This window comes from Caulobacter flavus (genome assembly GCF_003722335.1).
In the GTDB taxonomy this organism is placed as follows: Bacteria; Pseudomonadota; Alphaproteobacteria; order Caulobacterales; family Caulobacteraceae; genus Caulobacter; species Caulobacter flavus.
This window is the reverse complement of sequence record NZ_CP026100.1, coordinates 2,980,630-2,999,409: the sequence shown is the minus strand read 5'-3', so window position 1 is coordinate 2,999,409 and position 18,780 is coordinate 2,980,630. Positions and strand designations below refer to the sequence as shown.

Sequence of the window (18,780 nt, the reverse complement as noted above, 5' to 3'; positions counted from 1 at the left end):
TCCTCCCCCTCTGGGCGAGGTGGTCCAGAGGGCCGGAGGGGGTCACCCCGGAACCGCGTCGAAGGCCATGGTCAGGCGACGCGTCTCGCCGCTGAACGGCACCGTTCCATGCCACATGTAGGACGGGAACAGCACCAGCGTGCCGGGAGACGGCTTCACCGCATGCTCGGCGTCCAGCTTCGGCGCGGTGGCGCAGCCGGGCTGGCCGAACTTGATCCAGCCTTCGCGCTTATTCGCATCGTCCACGCCCGGCGGCAGGTCGATGTAGAAGGCCGACGACACCCAGCCCTGCGGATGGACGTGGTCGGTGTGGAAGCCGTTGGGCTTGAGGCTGACTGACCAGCCGCCCTGCACCACCGCCTTGCCCGTGCGGCGGATACGCAGGGGATCGCTCCCCTCGCCGATCTCGGCCGCGTAGCGGTCGACGCTGGCGCGGGCGCTGGCGAAGAAGGCCTGGAACACCGGTTCCCGCGAGGTGTGCAACGACTGCACCTGGGCGCCGCCGCGCAGCGACTGCTGCAGCGGATGGGTCTCCAGGTCGTGCAGCTCGCCCAGGCGCTTGCGCAGGTCGGCCAGGAAGCTCGGCAGGTCGCTCCATCCCTGCGGCGTCGGCAGGGTGTAGGGCCGCACGAAGGCCTCGTAGTCGTAGAGCACGCCATAGCGCGGATCGCCGAGGATCCGCCATGCCAGGGCCTGCAGCGACAGGGCGTGCTGGTCGTACGGAAAGGCCTGCAGCACCGATCCGGCCACCGACGAGGCGCCGGCGGCGTCGCCGGAGGCCAGCAGGGCCTCGGCCAGGCTCTTGAGCACCGGGGCCGCGCCCGGCGCCAGGCGCGCGGCGGCCTGGGCGTGGACCAGGCCCTCGGCCGTCTCGCCCAGTTCGGCCGCGGCGTGGGCCGCCGTGATCAGCAGGTGCAGGTCGTTCGGATGACGCCGCAGGCCCGCGCGCAGCGTGTCCAGCGCCTGGGGCAGCCGGCCGGCGAACTCCTCGACCAGGGCTTGGACGTGCAGAAGACGCGGATCGGACTGCCGCGCCAGGGTGGCCTTCAGCGGCGCCAGCGCATGGTCGAGATCGGCGGTGCGCATCCAGCGCAGCTGGGCCAGATCGCGATGGGCGTCGACGAAGTTGGGACGGCGGGCGATCGCGCCCTGGAAGATCGTCTCGGCCTCGTCGTAGCGATGCTGGAACTGCACCGCGCGAGCCAGGACCAGCCAGGCCTCGGGCGCGTCGAGCCCCAGCGACATGGCCTTGCGGACCGCCGCCTCCGCCTCGACCTGGCGACCGAGGTCGCCGTTGGTGGCGGCCAGATTGTACCAGGCCAGCCGGTCCTGAGGCGCGCTCCGCGCGGCGCGCTCGTTGAACGTCAGGGCCTCGGCGTGACGGCCCGCGCCCTTCAGCGCCGCCGCATGCACGATCAGCAAGCCCGGCATGGCCGTCGGACGGGCCGCGCCGGCGGCGGTCAGGGCGAGCGCCTGCTCGACCTGGCCTCGGCCGAGCAGGTCCCAGGCTTGCTGGACCAGGCCTTGGTTCATCGCCGCTTGGTCTGGCGCCGGCCGAACGGATCCTGCTCGGCCTCGTCCTCGGAGAAGCCGAACTTGGCGAAGCCGGCCTTCATCTCGGCGCTCAGCGGCGCCTCGACGTGCAGCATGCCGGCGCTGGGGTGCGGCAGCAGGATCGAGCGGGCGTGCAGCTGCAGCTTCAGCCCTTCCGACAGCTGGGCCGACTTTTCGTCGCCGTACTTGGGATCGCCGAGGATCGGATGGCCGATGGCCTTCATGTGGGCGCGCAACTGGTGGGTGCGGCCAGTGTGCGGACGCAGGGCCATCCAGGTGACGCGCGGGCCCGCGCGGCTGATGGTGACGAACTCGGTCTCGGCCGGCGAGGCGTCCTTGTCCTTGGGATCGGCGGGCACCACCATCTCGCGGTCGTTGAGACCACGCTTGGCGAGGTGCAGCTCGATGACGCCTTCCAGGGGGTGCGGATTGCCCGCGACGATCGCCCAGTAGGTCTTTTGCGCCTTGCGCTTGGCGAAAGCGCCCGACAGGCGCGCGGCGGCGCTGGGCGTCTTGCCCAGCAGCAGCACGCCGGAGGTGTCGCGGTCGAGCCGGTGCACCAGGCGCGGGCGGTCCACGCCCTCGCCCCAGGCGCTGAGCAGCTTGTCGATGTGGTGAGTGGTCTTGGTGCCGCCCTGCACGGCCAGGCCGGCGGGCTTGTTCAGCGCCAGGACGTCCTCGTCCTCGTACAGCACCAGCGAGCGGGCGTAGGCGATGTCGCGCGCCGACAGCTTGCCCTTCTCCGACGGGTCGGGGGCGTCGGGCAGCGGCGGTACGCGGATCTGGCTGCCGGCCGCCAGCTTGGTGTCGGCCTTGGCGCGCGAGCCGTCGACCCGGACCTGGCCCGAGCGGAACAGCTTGTTGAGCTGGATGTGGTTCAGGTGCGGCCAGCGGCGCTTGAACCAGCGGTCCAGACGAACGCCGTCCTCCCCGCCATCGACGTAGAGGGTGCGGACTTCCTTCATGCGGCGAACATCCTGCGGGCGAGATAGAGGCCCGCGAAAAGGGCCGCGAGCGCGATCAGCACGCTGGCGGCGGTGTAGGAAAAAGCCTGTCCGTAGGCGCGCCGCTCGATCATCAGAGCAGCGTCCAGCGAAAAGGCGGAGAAGGTGGTGAAACCGCCGAGGATCCCGACGCCCAGGAGAACGCGGAGCGTCTCCTGCTGTCCGGCCGCCTTGAGCGCCAGCCAGCCGGTCAGCAGCCCCATCAGGAAGCCGCCGACGATGTTGACGGTCATGGTCCCCCAGGGCCAGCCCGGGCCGATCCAGCGCAGCGCGGCCGCACCCACGAGATAGCGGGCGACGGAGCCGGCGGCGCCGCCCACGGCGACGAGAAGCACCTTGGTCATGGCCCCCTTATGCGCCGAGCGGCCATGATCGCCAAGGTGAGAACGCCAACGCCGCCTTGACCTTGGCTGTAACCGCTGCATAGGTCCGCCTGCAACACTCGCGGAGATAGAGTATGCGTCTTCTGCTCGTCATGCCCCTAACGCTCTGCGCAACGTCGGCGCTGGCGTTCGATCCGCCGAAGCCTTCTCCTCTCCCGATCCCGCCCCCGATCCAGACGACCCAGGAAACGCGCGGGTTCGTCACTCGGGTCGCGTCCTATGGCCCCTCCCCGACCGTGGCGCGCTGCGCGACCCGCAATGTCGGCGTCGTGCACGGCGCGCAACTCCCGCCGGAAATCAATGTCGGCCTGGCGTCCAGGGGCGCGTCGCCCGACGCGCCGACGCGCGACGACCGCCCGTTCGCCGCCCTGACCTTCGGCATCGACGCCAACGGGACGCCGGTCGACATCAAGGCCGCGCCCGACAGCATGACGTCGCAGGACACGATCGCCGCCTTCGCCCGCTGGCGGTTCATGGCCGGGCCGCCGACGGCCGACTGCCGGGTCGAGGTGTCTCGGACCTACACGCCGCTGGCCCGGGCCTCGACGGCGACGCTGCTGCAGATCGTCGCCCTGCGCAGACGCGACGCCCCCGCGGCGGCCCGGCGCGAGATCTCTTCGCGCGGCGACTGCGGCAAGGCTCCGCGCCGCCTGCCCGCCCAGATCAGCTATCCGGACCTGCGCTCATTCGAGGATCGCGACTTCGTCGCCCCCTGGGCCGGCGTGCTCTACGACATCGACGCCGAAGGCGCGGCGCGGAACGTCCGCGTCGTCGCCCAGGGCGGGGATCCGGTGCTCGCGGACCTGGCCGGCGCCTCGGTGGCCGACTCCCGCTTCCATCCTGGGCGGCCGGTGAGCGGCTGCTACGTCACCTTCGCCGCGCGCGCCAAGACCGCGGGCGCGCCCATCAAGTCGTCGGGCAGGCGCACGCCCTCGCCGGCCGCCCTGCCCGCGCGTTCGGTCCGGGCTCAGCCGCCTCCCCTCGACAAGGCCTGCGGCGCCATCCGCGAGACCCTGAACATCTCGACCCAGTCCGCCTATCCGCCCGCCCTGGCCCGCGAACGGGTGGAAGGCTGGGCCACCCTGCGCTTCGACGTGACGCCGGAGGGACGGGTCAGCGACGTCGAGGTCGTGGCCGCGCAACCGGTCGACGCCTTCGCCCAGGCGGCCACCACCATGCTGCGGCGGGCGCGCTCGGCCCCCTCGGCCGAAGGCGCAAAGGGCTGCGTCATCCCGATCAGTTTCGCCATGAAGGACGTCGCCGAGGATTAACGGGGCGAAACCAAAAAGGCCCTTGTGGGGCAAGGCTTTGCGACAAGGTAAAGATGCCCTCAACCCTTTTCCTGCACCCCGGGTTAACGGCAGCGGGCGCAACCTAGAGGCTCCACTCGCGAATCCCACGGTCCGATGCCCGCCTCCCTGCCTCCCAAGGACGACACGACCGAACGCCTGGCGCTGCCGCCGGCGATGCTGAACCGTCTGGCCGGGTCCGACCTGGTCGGGCGCGGCGCGGTGAACGTGATCAGCATCAAGGCCGTGCGCCGCTGGGCCGGCGACTGGTGGGACCAGAAGCGTACCGACGTCTGGACCTATGTCGAGCGCAAGCTGAACGAGCACCTGGATCGCGCCGACCTGCGCGGCCGGGTCAGCGAGGACGACTTCCTGATCGCCACGCACAACGACCAGGGCCTGTCGGCCCAGGCCGCCAGCGTCCGCATCCTCGAGGACGTGCTGAGCCACCTGCTGGGCGCGGCCGAGCTGCGCGACATCGGCGTGCGCTCGGTCATCGGCATCGAGGCCGGCGGCGTCGTCTGCCGCCCGGTCGACCCGGCCGTGGTGCTGGCCGCCCGCGCCCGCCGCGACTCCGAGCGCTCGCCGTTCCGCGCCGAGATGGACGTCAGCGACGAGATGCGCCGCACCCCGGTGGCTTTCACCACCAGCGGCGGCGCGGCCCTGCGCGTCGACTTCGCTCTGGAGCACGTGATCGGCCTGCGCCGCAACGTCACCACCGCCATCCGCGTCGAGCCGATCGTCACCCACCTGGGCACCGGCCGTTCGATCAGCGGTCGGGCGATCACCAAGCTGGCCGACAAGGACATCGCCTTCATCGACGAGGCGACGCTGCGCTACGGCGCGGCCTTCGCCAAGGCCGCCCAGGGCAACGACCGCCCCGACCTGATCCTGCCGGCTTCGTTCCGCACCCTGGGCACCCAGCGCGGTCGCGACCTGCTGACCGGCACCTCGGGCCTGTCGCTGGCCCTGCTGCGCGGCGGCGTGATGATCGAGCTGGTGGACGTCACCCGCGGCACGCCCGCCGGTCGCCTGCTGGAAGTGGTCGGCCTGCTGAAGGCGCTGACCCGCGGCGTCATCGCCCGCGTGCCGCCCGACAAGGAAGCCTTCAAGCACCTGCGCGACGCCCGCCTGGCCGGCCTGACGCTGGACGCCTGCGACCTGGGCGGTCCGGCCGAGAAGATCGCCATGGACATCATGGCCTTCGGCCGCGAGGCGCGCGGCCTGGCGCCGATGGTCAGCCTGCAGGGCCTGCCGGCGGAAGGCTACTTCGCCGCCGCCGAGACCGCCGGCCTCAGCCACGCCTCGCTGCGGGCGGCGCATCCCTACGCGGCGCGCAACGCGGCTTAGCAGACCCTCTGAGACCGGCCTGCGGTCTCAGATCCGGCCCATGCCCTTGCCGATGGTGTTGACGACGCTCTGGGCGTCGTAGGCCTCGCCGGGCGGGCGCGGTCCCTTGCCGAACACGACCTCCAGCGTCGTGCTGAGCGCGGGCTTGGGACCAAGGTTGAAGCTCGTTCCCACACCCAGCCCCACCGACGAGCGGCGGCCATAGCTGCCCGAGCCGCCGCCGACCGAGAAGGTGGGTCCGCCGCCTCCCCCCGTCGACTGGGTGACGCGGTCGGCGACCCGGAACCACGAATAGCCGTCGGCCAGGGCCAGTTCGGCCGCGCGAAGCAGGGCGTAGTCGGTGACCTGGCCCACCGGCGCGCCGGAGCCGCCGCGGAAGGTCACCCGATAGCGGCCGTCCTCCATCTTGTACTGGGTGAAGCCGACGTCGGACGCATTGGCCTGCGGCCGGTAGACGGTGGGCTGGGCGGTGGCGCAGGCCCCGAGGACGAGGGCGCAGGCGACAAGAGCGAGCGGAGTCTTCATGGCGTTTCTCCCTTGCCTCTCAAACGGCCCGGCCAAGTTCAGCGTTCCGGGAGCGCCAAGTCCAGCTTTTCCAGCACCGCCTTGAAGTCGTCGGGCAGCGGGGCCTCGATACGCCGCTCGCCGCCCTCGGGATGCGGAAACACCAGCCGCGCGGCGTGCAGCATCAGGCGCGGCACGGGCGCACCGGCCAGCATCAGCGTCCCGCCATAGCGGCTGTCGCCGGCGATCGGTCGGCCGATCGAGGCCATGTGGACGCGCAGCTGGTGCATGCGGCCGGTGTCGGGCGACAGCTCGACCAGCGCCGCCTGGGCGTTGGCGGCCAGGGTGCGGTAACGGCTACGGGCGGTTTCGGCGTCGGGATGGTCGTCCTCGCAGACCCGCATATAGGCCTCGCGGCCGATGGACTCGCGGCGCAGGGCCTTGTCGATCTGGCCGCCGCGCGGCTCCGGCGCGCCGGGCGCGACGATGGCCAGGTAGGTCTTGCGGAAGCGCTTGCCCATCAGGGCCTTGCCCAGGAAGGTCGCCGCCGGCTTGGTGCGGGCGGTGAGGATCACCCCCGAGGTGTCGCGGTCCAGGCGATGGATCAGACGCGGACGCGGCCGGTCGCGACGGGCCAGGGCCCACAGCAGGTCGTCCAGCGTGTGGGCCTTGATCCGGCCGCCCTGGCTCGAGAGGCCCGCGGGCTTGTTCAGCACGAAGACGCTGTCGTCCTCGTGGATCACCAGCGAGCGCGTGAAGGCGACCTCGTCGGGCGTCAGCTCGATCGGGGTGTCGGAGGCCTTGGGCTTGGGTTGGGCGGGTGGACGGCGGGGCGGCTTGGACATCGCCGTCACTTACCGCCTCGACGCAGCTGGCTCCAGTGGTCGAGGCGCTCCTTGACCTTGGCCTCGGCGCCGATGGGCTTGGGCTCGTAGAACTTCGGGCGGGCCATGCCGTCGGGGAAGTAGTTCTGGCCCGAGACGCCACCCTCGACGTCGTGGTCGTAGGCGTAGCCGTCGCCGTAGCCGAGGGTCTTCATCAGCTTGGTCGGCGCGTTGAGGATATGGGCCGGCGGCGTCAGGCTGCCGGTCTCCTTGGCGGCGCGGCGTGCGGCCTTGTAGGCGGTGTAGACGGCGTTGGACTTGGGCGCGCTGGCCATGTGGACCACGGCCTGGGCCAGGGCCAGTTCGCCCTCCGGCGAGCCCAGGAAGTCGTAGGCGTCCTTGGCCGCCGTGGTCAGCAGCAGGGATAGCGGATCGGCCGCGCCGATGTCCTCGGACGCCATGCGCACTAGGCGGCGGGCGATGAACAGCGGGTCCTCGCCGCCCTCCAGCATCCGCGCCAGCCAGTAGAGCGCCGCGTCCGGATCGGACCCGCGCACCGACTTATGGAGGGCCGAGATGAGGTTGTAGTGCTCCTCGCGGTCCTTGTCGTAGGCCGGGCGGCGTTTCTGGAGCAGTTGGCCGAGCTGGGTCGGGTTGAGCGGCGTGTCCGTGCCGATCGACAGCAGGGTCTCGGTCAGGGTCAGCAGATAGCGGCCGTCGCCGTCGGCCATGGCGATCAGCACCTGGCGGGCCTCGGCGTCGACGGGCAGCTTGCGGTTCTCGGCCGCCTCGGCCTTTGCCAGCAGGGCTTCGAGCGAGGTCTCGTCCAGGCGCTTGAGCACGAACACCTGGCAGCGCGACAGCAAGGCGCCGTTGAGCTCGAACGACGGGTTCTCGGTCGTCGCGCCCACCAGGGTGACGATCCCCTCCTCCACGAACGGCAGGAAGCCGTCCTGCTGGGCGCGGTTGAAGCGGTGGATCTCGTCGACGAACAACAGCGTGGATTGCCCCGACTGGCGGCGCATGCGGGCCTGCTCGAACGCCTTCTTCAGGTCGGCGACGCCGGAGAACACGGCCGAGATCTGCATGAACTCGTAGCCGCCGGCCTTGGCCAGCAGGCGGGCGATGGTGGTCTTGCCAGTGCCGGGCGGCCCCCACAGGATCATAGAGGCCAGGCGATGGGCCGCCGCCATCCGGCCGATCGGGCCGTCGGGACCCAGCAGGTGCTCCTGCCCCACCACCTCGTCGAGGCTTTGCGGACGCAGGCGGTCGGCCAGCGGCGCGGGCGCATGGGGCGTCAGGCCGGCGGCTTGGAAGAGATCGGACATGGGAAGGAGATTTAGGGGGTTCCGCGGCCAGCGGAAACCCTCTCCCCGAAGGGAGAGGGTCGCGGCGCGATCAGGTGCGGAAGCGGGCCGCGATGCGCTGGCCGTTGCGCTCGATGACGACGTTCCAGGTCGCCGCGTCGCCGCGGGTGGCGGCGGCCAGATCGGCCGTGGTGTTGATGGCCTTGCCGTTGACCTCGCGCACGAAGTCGCCGGGACGCAGGCCGGCGTTCAGCGCGAAGCCCTGGCCGACCTTGGTGACCAGCACGCCCTTGCCGGCGAAGGCGTCGGCGCCGATGTCCTGGGCGGCGGCGGGCGACAGGTTCATCACCGTCGCGCCGTCGAAGGGGTTGCGGCCGCTGATCGTGCGCTCGTCCTTGGCCGGAACTTCCGGCGCGGCTTCGGCGCGGATGGTCAGGGTCTGCTCGCGGTCGCCGCGGCGGATCACCACCGGCACGCGGTCGCCGATCTTGTGGGTGCCGATGGCGAAGGCGCCGCCGCCCTCGTCGTTCACCGCCTGGCCGTCGATCGACAGGATGACGTCGCCTTCCTTGATGCCGCCCTTGGACGCCGATGCTCCAGGATAGACGTCCGACACCAGCACGCCCCGCGGGGTTGTCATGCCCAGGCTCTTGGCCAGGTCGCCGGTGACCGGCTGGCCGCGCACGCCCAGCCACGGCCGCACGACGCTGTGGGCGCCGCCCAGAGCGGTCGACACCACCTGGCGCACAACAGCCGCCGGGATGGCGAAGCCGACGCCGCTGGACGAGCCCGAGCGCGAGATGATGAAGGTGTTCACGCCGATCAGGTCGCCGTCCATGTCGACCAGCGGACCGCCGGAATTGCCCGGATTGATGGCCGCGTCGGTCTGGATGTAGCTGCCGAACTCGGCCGCGCCGACATCGGTGCGGGCCAGGGCCGAGACGATGCCGTTGGTGACCGTCTGGCCGACGCCGAACGGGTTGCCCATGGCCAGCACCAGGTCGCCGACCTCCAGCTGTTCCTGGTCGTCGATGGCGATGGTCGGCAGGCGCTCGCCCTTGGTGTCGATCTTCAGGACGGCGAGGTCCGAGCGCGGGTCGTCGAGCAGCACCGTGGCCGGAAACTCGCGCCGGTCGGCGAGCTGCACGGTGATGTCGCTCATGTTCTCGATGTTGTGGTGATTGGTGATGATCACCCCGTCGGCGCGGACGATGGCGCCCGAGCCGAGCGAGCCCTGCACCTGGGCGCGGGGCGCGCCGCCGCCGCCGCCCATGAAGAAGTCCCAGAACGGGTCGCGCGACTGCTGGCGCTGCACCACGCGACGGCTCGCCACGTTGACGATGGCCGGCGCCGTCTTCTTCACCACCGGGGCGAAGGAGGACTTCATCGAGCCCGGATCTGTGGGCGCCTTGCGGGTGGGCTGGGCGAGTTCCGGGATGGACTGGGCCTGGCTGCGCGAGGCCGGATCCGAGCAGGCGGCCAGCAGGGCCAGGGTCGGGATCAGGACGCGAAGGGCGGGCTTGGACAAGTCGATGGCTCCGTCAGATCTTGCGGCGCGCCCGGCCAGCGACAGCCAGGCACGCGCTCTCGCCCCTTAAACAGCGAAGTTTTCGGGCGCAATCAAGGCGTTCAGCGCGCGGGATCAAGGCCCGGTTCCGCGACCGCCAGCGGACGGGCCCTGCGGGTGCTCAGAATGACCAGCAGGCCGCCCAGCGCCAGCAGGCCGGCGATGACCAGCGGCAGGCCCGGCAGGTGCAGGGTCTGCTCGTGGCGTACGGCGAAGGCCAGCGACAGGCCGTAGAGCGCCGGACCGATGATCGCCGTCAGGCCCATGATCGCCGAGTTGGCGCCCTGCAGCTGGCCCTGCTCGCTGGGGCCGACGCGCTTGGTCATCATGCCCATCAGGCCCGGCTGGATCAGGGCGGCGAAGGCGCTGACGAAAAGGCCCGAGGCGAAGATCCAGCCGTTGGGCGCGAAGGCGAAGACCGCGAACGAGACGACGAAGCAGACCAGGCCGACGATCACCGCGCCGCGTTCTTTCAGGCGATCGACGATCGGCCCGATCAGCAGGGCCTGGACGATGACGCCCAGCACGCCCGACAGCATCATCAGAAGGCCGATCTGGGCAGTGTCCCAGCCGTAGCGATAGCCGGTGTAGAGCACGAAGACGCTGGGATAGGCGTTGTGGGCCAGCTGCATCAGGAAGCTGACCACGCCCAGGCGCGGCAGATCGGGATGCGAGCCCAGGAGCTTCAGCGAGCCGACGGGGTTGGCCTTGCTCCAGTCGAAGCGCTTGATGCGCTTCTCGGGCGGCAGGGACTCGGGCAGCACCAGCAGGCCGTACAGCCAGTTCAGCAGCGCCATGGCCGCCGCCACCCAGAACGGCAGGTGCAGGTCGATCTTGCCCAGCAGGCCGCCCAGCGCCGGACCGGCGATGAAGCCGACGCTCCAGGCGGCGCCGATCAGGCCGAAGGCCTTGGCCCGCCCCTTCTCGGGCGTGACGTCGGCGATGTAGGCGCCCGCCGCCGAGAAGCTGGCGGCCGTGACCCCGTGAATGATCCGGCCGACGAACAGCCACCACAGGGTCGGGGCCAGGGCCATGAAGATGTAGTCGATCCCCAGGCCGAAGATCGAGATCAGGATCACGGGCCGCCGGCCGAAGCGGTCGGACATCATCCCCAGGATCGGCGAGCAGAAGAACTGCATCGTGCCCCAGACCATGCCGAACGCGGCCGTCCACTGGGCGGCGGCGTCGGTGTGGCCGCCGGCCATCTCCTTCACCAGGCTGGGCAGCACCGGGATCATCAGGCCCAGCGACAGCACGTCCATCAGGGCCGTGACGAAGATGAAGCCCAGCGCCGCCTTGCGGGCCGGATGGGCGTTGGTGTCGGACATGAGGCCTCCCGGGGGCGGGATGTTTGACCGCCTGTCGGATATTCGGCAAGGGCGTTGCGTCCTTCGAGGCCCGCTGCGCGGGCGCCTCAGGATGAGGAGCTTGAGCGCACCAGTTTCCTCATCCTGAGGTGCGAGCCGAAAGGCGAGCCTCGAAGGACGCAGGGCGTCAGCGCAAGTGCTCCGCCAGCCCCTCCAGCAGCCCCGTCCACCACTGGCCGTGGCGCAGCAGGAAGACCTGGTCGGGAAAGCCGTGGCGGGCCACGTGTCCGGCCGGCACGGTCTCCCAGCCGCGGTGCTCGACGGTGACGCGGGTCTCCTCGCCGACGGCCTCGAAGCGGACCTCGACCTCGGTGTCCATGTCGGCGGCGAACGCCGCCTGCCGCCAGCCGAACACCAGCCGCTCGCCGCGCGCCCAGACGCGTACTCGGCCGATCTCGAACACCTTGCCCGAGGCCAGGCGCTCGACCAGGCGCGCGCCCTCCCCCTGGCCTTCGAAGGAAAGAGCGCCGGGCGAGCGCGGCGTGAACGAGAACAGCGGATTGGGCCGCCACCAGGCGCCGATCTCGCCGACGAAGGCGTCGAACACCCGCTCGGGCGCGGCCTTCATGCGCAGAGCCACGAGGATGCGGGCGCTCATGTCCCGCCTGTCTCCGCCTCGACATGGGCCTTCAGCGCCAGGAGCTGGTCGCTCCACAGCGTCTCGGCGGCGGCGGCCCAGGCCTTCAGCTCGGCCATGGGCTCGGGCCGCAGGGCGTAGACCCGCACCCGGGCGTCGAACGGCGGGTGGCTCTCCTCGACCAGCCGCGCCTCGCGCAGGGCCCGCAGATGGCGGCTCATGGCCGGCGGCGACAGGCCCAAGGCCTCGGCAAGCTCGCCAGCCCGGCGCGGACCGTCGGCCAGCAGCTCCACCGTCCGCCTGCGGTGCGGCTCGGCCAGCGCCGCCAGGGTGCTGTCCAGGCTCACTTGCGCGCATCCAGTTCGGCCAGCAGCCGCTTGCCGGCCTTCAGCCGCCAGGCCTGCTCCAAGGCGCTCTTCAGGGTGGGCTCGTCGATCGCGTCGAGCACGACATTGGTCGCCCCCTTCAGCCCCCATCCGCCCCTGACCGGAAAGAAGGCGGCCGGCTCGGCGGCGACCAGCATCTCCTGCAGGTCGCGGGTCAACTGCACCATGCCGTGGCGGGCGTCGGGATAGCCCAAGGTGGCGAAGATCCGTCCGACGCGGAAATCCGTCGTGCCCATGTGCGCGCCCTCGACCACACCCGGCAGGGCCAGCGCCAGGCGGCGAAAGTCGTCGGCGGTCACACCCAGCCCTGGATCTTCAGGCCGGTGGCGGCCTGCGCCTCCTCGCGGGTGACGGCCTTGACCGTCTGCCCCACCGTCCAGATGTGGCCTTCCAGGTCGCGGCAGCGATAGGTGCGGTCGCCGTAGAACTGGGTGTCCGGCTCCATCAGGATCTCGGCCCCGGCCGCGCGGGCGCGCTGGCAATGAGCGTCGACGTCGTCCTCGATGTGGATGTGCACGGTCTGGGTGTTCTTGCCGCCCAGCGAGGCAGGGCTGGCGTGGTCGGCGCTCCACTCGTTGCCGACCATCACGTGGGCCTCGCCCAGGCTCATCTGCGAGTGGGCGAGATTGCCCTCGCCGTCCTCGATCAGCAGGACCAACTCGAAGCCGAACGCGGCCTCCAGCCACTTCAGGGCGGCCTTGGGATCCTTGTAGCAGAGCGCCGAAGTCAGGCGGGCCATGCGCGCCTCCATTTTCAGATACCGATAATATTTCACTCAAAACAAAACTAATTGCAACAATCCAAGCGAAAGCAACACAAGGTTGTTACGCCGCACGGTTTCGACTTGTGAGTTTGCACGCAAGCGTGACCTATGTCCGCCGCGCCCCGCGCCTGGAGGGGGCCCGGCCGTGACGTCGGTCGGCGCGAGCGCCCTGTGACCCAGTCTGCTTCAGCGTTTCACCTGAGAGACGGAGAGCACGCGCATGCCTACGGTCAAGATCCTCATCGTCACCGACTCCTACAGCGGCGGATACCGTCGCACCCTGCCCGCCAACGGGACCGAGCAGTTCCACCTCGGCGAGTTCGTCCATGTCCTGGAGACCACGGCCTGGGACGGCTTCAACCTGCAGATCACCAAGGCGCACCGGGACAATCCTCCCGGCGCCGGCGCCGACCTGACCGACTTCGACTTCTCGACCCACGATCTCAACCAGTACGACGAGATCTTCATGTTCCCGATCACCCGTGACGGGGCGGCGAACGCCAGCGCGGCCGAGGTAGCGGCCATCGCCCGCTTCATGGACCGCGGCGGCGGCGTGTTCGCCACCGGCGACCACGAGGACCTCGGCGCCAGCCTGTGCCGGCAGATCCCTCGCGTCCGCTCGATGCGGCGCTGGTACTGGCCCGAGACCGGCCCGCTGGGCGAACCGCCCGCGCCTGTGGGCACGGTCGGCGAAGATCACCTGGAACTGCGTCACGACACGCTGCGCGAGGGCCCGGACGACGCGGACACCGAGTACGACTTCGACGACCAGTCCGACAATCGCGGCCAGGAGATCTATCCGCGCTGGTTCAGCTCGATCTCCGGCCGCTACTTCCGCCGCAACTATCCGCACCCGCTGCTGTGCTCGCCCGGAGGCGTGGTCCGCCGCCTGCCCGATCACGCCCACGAAGGCCAGTGCGAGGTCCCGGCCAACCTCGGCCACACCATCTCCATCCCGGTGCCCGGGCCGACGCCCGACTACAGCGAGGAGGAGTATCCCGTCGGCATCGGCACGACCCAGCGCATCGCGCCGGTGGTGGTGGCCCAGGACAAGGTGATCGGCGGGCACACCACCAACGACCCCGACAAGCCCGCGACAGCCGAAACCAAGCTGTTCGGCGTGATCGGGGCCTATGACGGCCATCTGGTCGAACGGGCGGGCCGGCGCCTGGGCCGCGTGGCCGTCGACTCCACCTGGCACCACTTCTTCAACGTCAACCTGATCGGCGACAGCGGTTCGCCCGAGCCCCGCAAGCGCCTGGGCTTCCTGGCGCCGCTGCTGCCCGGCCAGACCGACGACTACGAGCCGATCAAGGCCTACTTCCGCAACCTGGTCTATTGGCTGATCCCGCACGATCGCCAGATCCTGGTGGTGTACGAGGCCTTCCGGGCCATGGCCCGGCGACCGCAGATGATCGAGTTCCTGCCCAAGCTGGACCGCAAGACCCTGCCCGACCCGCGGGTGCGCTGGCATCTCAAGCTGGCGGGCCTGGCCGATCACTACTTCGCCAGCGTGCGGGGCGGCTGCTTCACGCTGCAGTTCCTGCCGATCGTGCTCTACCCGATCCAGCCGCTGCGGCCGCTGTGGGAGGTGCTGCAGGAGCAGGTCTATCCCTGGAACGCGGCCGTGCGCGTCAAGGAGCGCGGCGAGGTGCTCGACGCGCGGCTTGAGGTCGATCCCAAGATCTTCGCCGACGTGGTCGTGGGCGCGGCGGTGCTGGCCGCGGCCGCGCAGGAGGGCAAGGACGACCTGAAGACCTGGCTGCGCGACGTCGAGGTGCTGGCCACGCGGGGCCTGCGCGAGGTGCGCGCGTCGCTGGCCGAAAGCCAGAAGCGCAGCGGCGCCCTGGTCTCCAAGCTCGACGAGCGCGCGCTGCTTGCCGAGCCGTCCCTGACCAAGGCCTGACGACGGAGGGTCCGGCCGGTCGCCGCGACCGGCCGGACCACGTGTCCTGGAGCGCGTTAGGCGAAAGTGTGAGCGATTTCGCCGGCTAACGCTTGAGGCTAAAAGGCTCTAGCGCAGCGCGCCGGCCACGGGGGCCAGCTGGCCGTCGACCTTCTCGGGGCGCACGCCCGTCACCTTGGCCAGCAGCGGATAGACGTCGACATTGTCGAACACCGGCAGGGTCTTGCCCGACTTGAAGGCCGGGCCGCGCGCCACGAACACCGCCTGCATCAGCGGGTCGGCGTTGTCGAAGCCGTGGGCGCCGCCGTCGCGCTCGGGGCTGGTGCGCTTGGCCTGGGACTCGGCGGTGGTGATGTACCAGCCGGTCTGCGCCGAGCAGACGATCGGGGCGATGCGGCGGTTGCTGCCATAGTGCAGCCGGGCCGGGATCTTGCCCTTCTCCCAGCAGGTCATGTGCACCTGCGGCTTGGTCAGAGCTGCGGCGACGGCCGCTTCCTCGCCCTTGTTGGGATAGATGCCGGCGATCGCGCCCAGGCCGACATAGCGCAGCTTGCTGACGTCGACCGCTTGGTCCAGCACCACGCGCTGGGCGCCCGGCAGCGGGGCCATGCCGTGGTCGGCGACGATGACGAGGTTGGTGGTCTCGTACAGGCCGCGGGCCTTCAGGCCCTCGACCAGACGGGCGATGGCGGCGTCGACGTCGGCGGCGGCCTTGCGCACCTCGGCCGAGTCCGGGCCGTAGCGGTGGCCGGCGCTGTCGACGATGTCGAAATAGAGCGTGGCCAGGCCCAGCGGGGCGTCCTTGCTGTCGTCGATCCAGGACAGCAGCGTGTCGACGCGATCGTTGGAGGGCTTCTTCTGGTCGAACACGGCCCACTTGGTCGGGCGCACGCCGTCGATCTGGGCTTCCGAACCCGGCCAGAACATCGTGCCGGTCCTGACGCCCTGCTGTTCGGCGCTGACCCAGATCGGCTTGGCCATCTCCCACCAGCGGCTGTCGGTCACCGCGTCGCGATTGCTCAGGGTGAAGGTCACGCCCGGGATCTGCGGGTCCTCCATGGTGTTGCCGACGATGCCGTTGTGGTCGGGGCGCTTGCCGGTGACCAGGGCGTAGTGGTTGGGGAAGGTCAGCGAGGGGAACGACGGGCGCATGGCCGCGCGCACGCCGTCGTCGGCCAGGGCCTTCATGGCCGGGGTGTCGCCGCGATCCAGGTAGTCGGCGCGGAAGCCGTCGATCGAGACCAGGATGGTCAGCGGCGCCCTGGTGGTCGCGCCTTGGGCGGGCGGGCCTTCGGCGACCGGTCGCGGCGCGGTCGCGCAGCCGGAAAGGACGGCGATCGCCAGCAAGGCGGCGAAGCGGGAAAGAACGGTCATGGCCGGGCCCTGAAACAAAGACTCCTGCCCCTATAGGACAGCTCGACGACAATTCGTATTGCAGCCTCCAAACAACTTGGCCGACCTGCGTTCCATCGCCCATAGTCGCGGCAAGTTCATAAGGGAGTCGTCCAATGTCGCCGAGCCGGGCCCGCGCCGTATGAGTTTCGCGCTAGAGGCCGAAGGGCTGACCAAGACCTACGGCGCCGTGCGGGCGCTGGACGACTTGACCCTGAGGATCCCCGCGGGAGGGGTGTTCGGCGTGCTGGGCCCCAACGGGGCCGGCAAGAGCACCCTGTTCCGCATCGCCATGGGACTGGTGCGGCCGACCTCGGGCGTCGCCCGGCTGTCCGGCTCGCCGGCGGGCCATGCCTCGTCGCTGCGCCAGGTGGGCGCGATGATCGAGACGCCGCGCTACCCGCCCTACCTGACCGCCCGCGACACGCTGAAGATGCTGGCCCTGCAGAGCGGCGCCCGTGACGTCGACATCGACGGCTGGCTGGATCGAGTGGGCCTGTCGGGCGCCGCCGACCGCAAGACCTCGACCTATTCGGTGGGCATGAAGCAGCGGCTGGGCCTGGCGGCGGTGTTCTTCACCCGCCCCACCCTGGCCATCCTGGACGAGCCGACCAGCGGCATGGATCCGGCCGGCATCCAGGAGATCCGCGAACTGATCCGCCGCCTCGCCGCCGAAGAAGGCGCGACCATCATCCTGGCCAGCCACCAGCTGGACGAGGTGCGGCGGGTGTGCGACCGCGTGGCGATCCTGGCCAAGGGCAAGCTGGTGGCCGAGGGACCGGTCGAGACCCTGGCCGGCCGCAAGCCGGCCCTGCGCCTAGTCGCCAGCCCGGTCGCCCAGGTGCTGGAGCTGCTCGGCGAGCAAGGCGCCGCCGACGGCCCCGACGCCGTGCTGGCTCAGATCGAGCGCCACGAGGCCCCTGCCCTGATCCGCGCCCTGGTGGGCGCCGGCGTCGACATCCACGAGGCCCGCTGGCGCGAGGCCGACCTGGAAAGCGCCTATCTCGACATCCTGCAAGCCAAGGAGCCGGCCGATGCTCGCTGACGCCATTTCGGCCGAACGCTTCCGCCTGCTCAAGGACCGGGGCACGCTGTTCTGGGGCGTGCTGTTCTCGCCCATCGCCGGCCTGGCGCTAGGCGTCGGCGGCGAGCTTTTCGCGCGCGGAATGATGAAGGGCATGCCGCCGATCCCGGTCGATCTGGTCGGGCGCATGGTCAAGGCGCTGGCCGGCGGCGCCTCGCCCGTCGTGGGCCTGTTCGTGCTGATCCTGTCGACCGCCGTGCTGGCCGGCGACTACCGCTGGGAGACCTGGCGGCTTCTGACCCCGCGCAACGGCCGTGTGAACCTGTTGCTGGCCAAGCTGGCGACCGTCGCCGGCGCGGTGGCGGTAAGCCTCGTGCTCTACGCCCTGGCCGCCGCGCTGGGCGGCCTGTTCAGCGCCGTCACCAGCGGCGCGCCGCTCGTGGCCTATCGCGGCTCGGCGGCCACCGACCTGATCGGGACCTTCGCGGTCAGCTGGCTGCAGTTGATGGTGTTGGTCGCCCTGTCGGCCGTGGTGGGCGTGACCACCCGCTCGACCATGGGCGCGCTGATCGTCGGCTTGGTCGTGGCGGTCGTCCAGTCGATCGTCGCCAGCCAGATGCACGAGCCCAGCCTGAAGGCCCTGGCCATTCCCGCCTTCTCGGGCGACCTGCTGAAGACCGTGATCCTGACCCCGCGCAGCGTCGTCGATGAGCCCGCCCCCTGGGGCCTGGCGCTCGGCTTCCTGGTCGCCTGGTTCGCCGGCCTCACGGCCGCGGCCCTGGCCCTCTTCCAGCGGCAGGACCTGACGCGGGAATGACGGGACCGGTTCTTGCTTCCGCCGCCCGGCTTTCGTGGGCGGCGGCGTTCATGGCCGTCGCGAGCGCGGCCTGCGCCGCGCAGCCCGACTTCGTGCTCTCGCCCGAGCAGCAGACGACCATCGAGAAGGCGGCGCTCGCCCGCGAGGCGGCGCTGGCCGAGGCGCGCAGATTGCCGGCGCCGACGCCGCCGCCCTCCCCCACCGACCGCAAGCCGGCTGCCTGCCGCATGACCTCGATCCCCGACGTCGCGCTATGCCGCGAGCAGGTGCGGCTGGAAGGCCGGTGGGTTCAACGCGACGTGCGCTACGTACGCGGCGCGGGCGGCGTCGGCTGGCTGGATTTCCAGGGAACCTACGAGATCGTCGCCGGCCGCTACCGGCTGGCGTCCGACGCCCGGGGCGAGGCCCTGCGCCTGTGCTGGGAACGCGACGCCCTGACCTGCGAGACGGTCCTGGGTCCGCGCATCGACCAGTACGGCGGAGACGAGCGCCATGTCGTCATCGCCCGCCGCGACCTGCCCGACGAGACCCCGCTCTTCTACTACGTGGAAGCCGCCCCGGACGGACCGGGAACGGTGCACGGCCCCCTGACGGCCGGCGCCTTCGCCCGGGAAAAGCTCAACCGGGCCCTGCCCGAGTTCGATGGGATCATCGTCAGTCGTTGAGCTGGGGCGGCCCGGAAGGTCGTAGGAGGCCATCGCCCCCTGCCCCGATATGTCCCAGACAGCAAAAAGGCCCCGGATCGCTCCGGGGCCTTCTCGTTTCA

Annotated in this window: 19 protein-coding genes; 6 read left to right on the top strand and 13 right to left on the bottom strand. The window is 70.7% G+C overall.

Annotated features, from left to right (window positions below; translation table 11 throughout):
• Positions 1 to 42: 42 nt before the first annotated feature.
• The 3 genes from C1707_RS13820 to crcB are packed head-to-tail and all read right to left on the bottom strand — an operon-like array spanning position 43 to position 2,902.
• Entirely contained in the window at positions 43 to 1,533 is a 1,491-nt protein-coding gene (locus tag C1707_RS13820; RefSeq protein WP_101715842.1) for a 2OG-Fe(II) oxygenase family protein, read from the bottom strand.
• Positions 1,530 to 2,519 (bottom strand): RluA family pseudouridine synthase, encoded by a 990-nt coding sequence (locus C1707_RS13815; RefSeq protein ID WP_101715841.1) that lies wholly within the window; start codon positions 2,517 to 2,519, stop codon positions 1,530 to 1,532. Before C1707_RS13815 ends, C1707_RS13820 begins: the two co-directional genes overlap by 4 nt.
• Positions 2,516 to 2,902, bottom strand: a complete 387-nt coding sequence (gene crcB, locus C1707_RS13810; RefSeq protein ID WP_101715840.1) for a fluoride efflux transporter CrcB — start codon at positions 2,900 to 2,902, stop codon at positions 2,516 to 2,518. Before crcB ends, C1707_RS13815 begins: the two co-directional genes overlap by 4 nt.
• A 113-nt stretch (positions 2,903 to 3,015) precedes the next feature.
• On the opposite strand from crcB, the gene C1707_RS13805 reads away from it, so the two are divergent.
• Together C1707_RS13805 and C1707_RS13800 are read left to right on the top strand one after the other, a co-directional pair.
• Entirely contained in the window at positions 3,016 to 4,212 is a 1,197-nt protein-coding gene (locus tag C1707_RS13805) for an energy transducer TonB (protein WP_101715839.1), read from the top strand.
• A gap of 135 nt (positions 4,213 to 4,347) precedes the next feature.
• The gene (locus C1707_RS13800) at positions 4,348 to 5,580 is read left to right on the top strand and encodes a hypothetical protein (RefSeq protein WP_101715838.1); all 1,233 of its coding nucleotides are present in this window, start codon (positions 4,348 to 4,350) and stop codon (positions 5,578 to 5,580) included.
• A gap of 27 nt (positions 5,581 to 5,607) precedes the next feature.
• Here C1707_RS13800 and C1707_RS13795 read toward each other — a convergent pair whose 3' ends face one another.
• The 9 genes from C1707_RS13795 to C1707_RS13755 form a co-directional block, all read right to left on the bottom strand.
• Entirely contained in the window at positions 5,608 to 6,105 is a 498-nt protein-coding gene (locus C1707_RS13795) for a CC0125/CC1285 family lipoprotein (RefSeq protein WP_101715837.1), read from the bottom strand.
• A gap of 38 nt (positions 6,106 to 6,143) precedes the next feature.
• A complete protein-coding gene (locus tag C1707_RS13790) occupies positions 6,144 to 6,929 on the bottom strand; it encodes an RluA family pseudouridine synthase (protein WP_101715836.1) in 786 nt (261 codons plus the stop codon).
• 5 nt (positions 6,930 to 6,934) lie between these two features.
• A complete protein-coding gene (locus C1707_RS13785) occupies positions 6,935 to 8,236 on the bottom strand; it encodes a replication-associated recombination protein A (protein WP_101715835.1) in 1,302 nt (433 codons plus the stop codon).
• 70 nt (positions 8,237 to 8,306) lie between these two features.
• Positions 8,307 to 9,743: a Do family serine endopeptidase gene (locus C1707_RS13780; RefSeq protein ID WP_101715834.1), complete on the bottom strand. Its 1,437-nt coding sequence runs from the start codon at positions 9,741 to 9,743 to the stop codon at positions 8,307 to 8,309.
• Positions 9,744 to 9,844: 101 nt separating this feature from the next.
• Positions 9,845 to 11,110: a TCR/Tet family MFS transporter gene (locus tag C1707_RS13775; protein WP_101715833.1), complete on the bottom strand. Its 1,266-nt coding sequence runs from the start codon at positions 11,108 to 11,110 to the stop codon at positions 9,845 to 9,847.
• A 166-nt stretch (positions 11,111 to 11,276) separates the two neighbouring features.
• Positions 11,277 to 11,747 (bottom strand): SRPBCC domain-containing protein, encoded by a 471-nt coding sequence (locus C1707_RS13770; RefSeq protein ID WP_101715832.1) that lies wholly within the window; start codon positions 11,745 to 11,747, stop codon positions 11,277 to 11,279.
• Positions 11,744 to 12,073: an ArsR/SmtB family transcription factor gene (locus C1707_RS13765; RefSeq protein ID WP_101715831.1), complete on the bottom strand. Its 330-nt coding sequence runs from the start codon at positions 12,071 to 12,073 to the stop codon at positions 11,744 to 11,746. Before C1707_RS13765 ends, C1707_RS13770 begins: the two co-directional genes overlap by 4 nt.
• On the bottom strand, positions 12,070 to 12,411 hold the full coding sequence (locus C1707_RS13760; RefSeq protein ID WP_101715830.1) for an MmcQ/YjbR family DNA-binding protein: 342 nt from the start codon (positions 12,409 to 12,411) through the stop codon (positions 12,070 to 12,072). Before C1707_RS13760 ends, C1707_RS13765 begins: the two co-directional genes overlap by 4 nt.
• Positions 12,408 to 12,851 (bottom strand): VOC family protein, encoded by a 444-nt coding sequence (locus tag C1707_RS13755; RefSeq protein WP_205686754.1) that lies wholly within the window; start codon positions 12,849 to 12,851, stop codon positions 12,408 to 12,410. The genes C1707_RS13760 and C1707_RS13755 overlap by 4 nt, the downstream gene beginning before the upstream one ends.
• Positions 12,852 to 13,095: 244 nt before the next feature.
• Between C1707_RS13755 and C1707_RS13750 the strand changes: the two genes are divergently transcribed.
• Complete coding sequence (locus C1707_RS13750; RefSeq protein WP_101715828.1) at positions 13,096 to 14,781, top strand: hypothetical protein; 1,686 nt, start codon at positions 13,096 to 13,098, stop codon at positions 14,779 to 14,781.
• Between the two features lie 108 nt (positions 14,782 to 14,889).
• Here the strand turns inward: C1707_RS13750 and C1707_RS13745 are convergent, their stop codons facing one another.
• Positions 14,890 to 16,155, bottom strand: coding sequence for an alkaline phosphatase family protein (locus C1707_RS13745; protein ID WP_101715827.1), 1,266 nt, complete (start codon positions 16,153 to 16,155; stop codon positions 14,890 to 14,892).
• Between the two features lie 160 nt (positions 16,156 to 16,315).
• On the opposite strand from C1707_RS13745, the gene C1707_RS13740 reads away from it, so the two are divergent.
• Genes C1707_RS13740 through C1707_RS13730 form a run of 3 tightly spaced genes read left to right on the top strand, consistent with a single transcriptional unit; the run spans position 16,316 to position 18,679 of the window.
• A complete protein-coding gene (locus C1707_RS13740; protein WP_101715826.1) occupies positions 16,316 to 17,218 on the top strand; it encodes an ABC transporter ATP-binding protein in 903 nt (300 codons plus the stop codon).
• Entirely contained in the window at positions 17,208 to 18,014 is an 807-nt protein-coding gene (locus tag C1707_RS13735; protein WP_101715825.1) for an ABC transporter permease subunit, read from the top strand. The genes C1707_RS13740 and C1707_RS13735 overlap by 11 nt, the downstream gene beginning before the upstream one ends.
• 50 nt (positions 18,015 to 18,064) lie before the next feature.
• Positions 18,065 to 18,679 (top strand): hypothetical protein, encoded by a 615-nt coding sequence (locus C1707_RS13730; RefSeq protein WP_101715824.1) that lies wholly within the window; start codon positions 18,065 to 18,067, stop codon positions 18,677 to 18,679.
• The last annotated feature ends 101 nt before the right edge of the window (positions 18,680 to 18,780 follow it).

Coding starts and splice junctions, on each gene's coding strand:
- C1707_RS13820 (WP_101715842.1), bottom strand. CDS start 1,533: ATGAACCAAGGCCTGGTCCAGCAAGCCTGGGACCTGCTCGGCCGAGGC.
- C1707_RS13815 (WP_101715841.1), bottom strand. CDS start 2,519: ATGAAGGAAGTCCGCACCCTCTACGTCGATGGCGGGGAGGACGGCGTT.
- crcB (WP_101715840.1), bottom strand. CDS start 2,902: ATGACCAAGGTGCTTCTCGTCGCCGTGGGCGGCGCCGCCGGCTCCGTC.
- C1707_RS13805 (WP_101715839.1), top strand. CDS start 3,016: ATGCGTCTTCTGCTCGTCATGCCCCTAACGCTCTGCGCAACGTCGGCG.
- C1707_RS13800 (WP_101715838.1), top strand. CDS start 4,348: ATGCCCGCCTCCCTGCCTCCCAAGGACGACACGACCGAACGCCTGGCG.
- C1707_RS13795 (WP_101715837.1), bottom strand. CDS start 6,105: ATGAAGACTCCGCTCGCTCTTGTCGCCTGCGCCCTCGTCCTCGGGGCC.
- C1707_RS13790 (WP_101715836.1), bottom strand. CDS start 6,929: ATGTCCAAGCCGCCCCGCCGTCCACCCGCCCAACCCAAGCCCAAGGCC.
- C1707_RS13785 (WP_101715835.1), bottom strand. CDS start 8,236: ATGTCCGATCTCTTCCAAGCCGCCGGCCTGACGCCCCATGCGCCCGCG.
- C1707_RS13775 (WP_101715833.1), bottom strand. CDS start 11,110: ATGTCCGACACCAACGCCCATCCGGCCCGCAAGGCGGCGCTGGGCTTC.
- C1707_RS13770 (WP_101715832.1), bottom strand. CDS start 11,747: ATGAGCGCCCGCATCCTCGTGGCTCTGCGCATGAAGGCCGCGCCCGAG.
- C1707_RS13755 (WP_205686754.1), bottom strand. CDS start 12,851: ATGGCCCGCCTGACTTCGGCGCTCTGCTACAAGGATCCCAAGGCCGCC.
- C1707_RS13750 (WP_101715828.1), top strand. CDS start 13,096: ATGCCTACGGTCAAGATCCTCATCGTCACCGACTCCTACAGCGGCGGA.
- C1707_RS13745 (WP_101715827.1), bottom strand. CDS start 16,155: ATGACCGTTCTTTCCCGCTTCGCCGCCTTGCTGGCGATCGCCGTCCTT.
- C1707_RS13740 (WP_101715826.1), top strand. CDS start 16,316: ATGAGTTTCGCGCTAGAGGCCGAAGGGCTGACCAAGACCTACGGCGCC.
- C1707_RS13735 (WP_101715825.1), top strand. CDS start 17,208: ATGCTCGCTGACGCCATTTCGGCCGAACGCTTCCGCCTGCTCAAGGAC.
- C1707_RS13730 (WP_101715824.1), top strand. CDS start 18,065: ATGGCCGTCGCGAGCGCGGCCTGCGCCGCGCAGCCCGACTTCGTGCTC.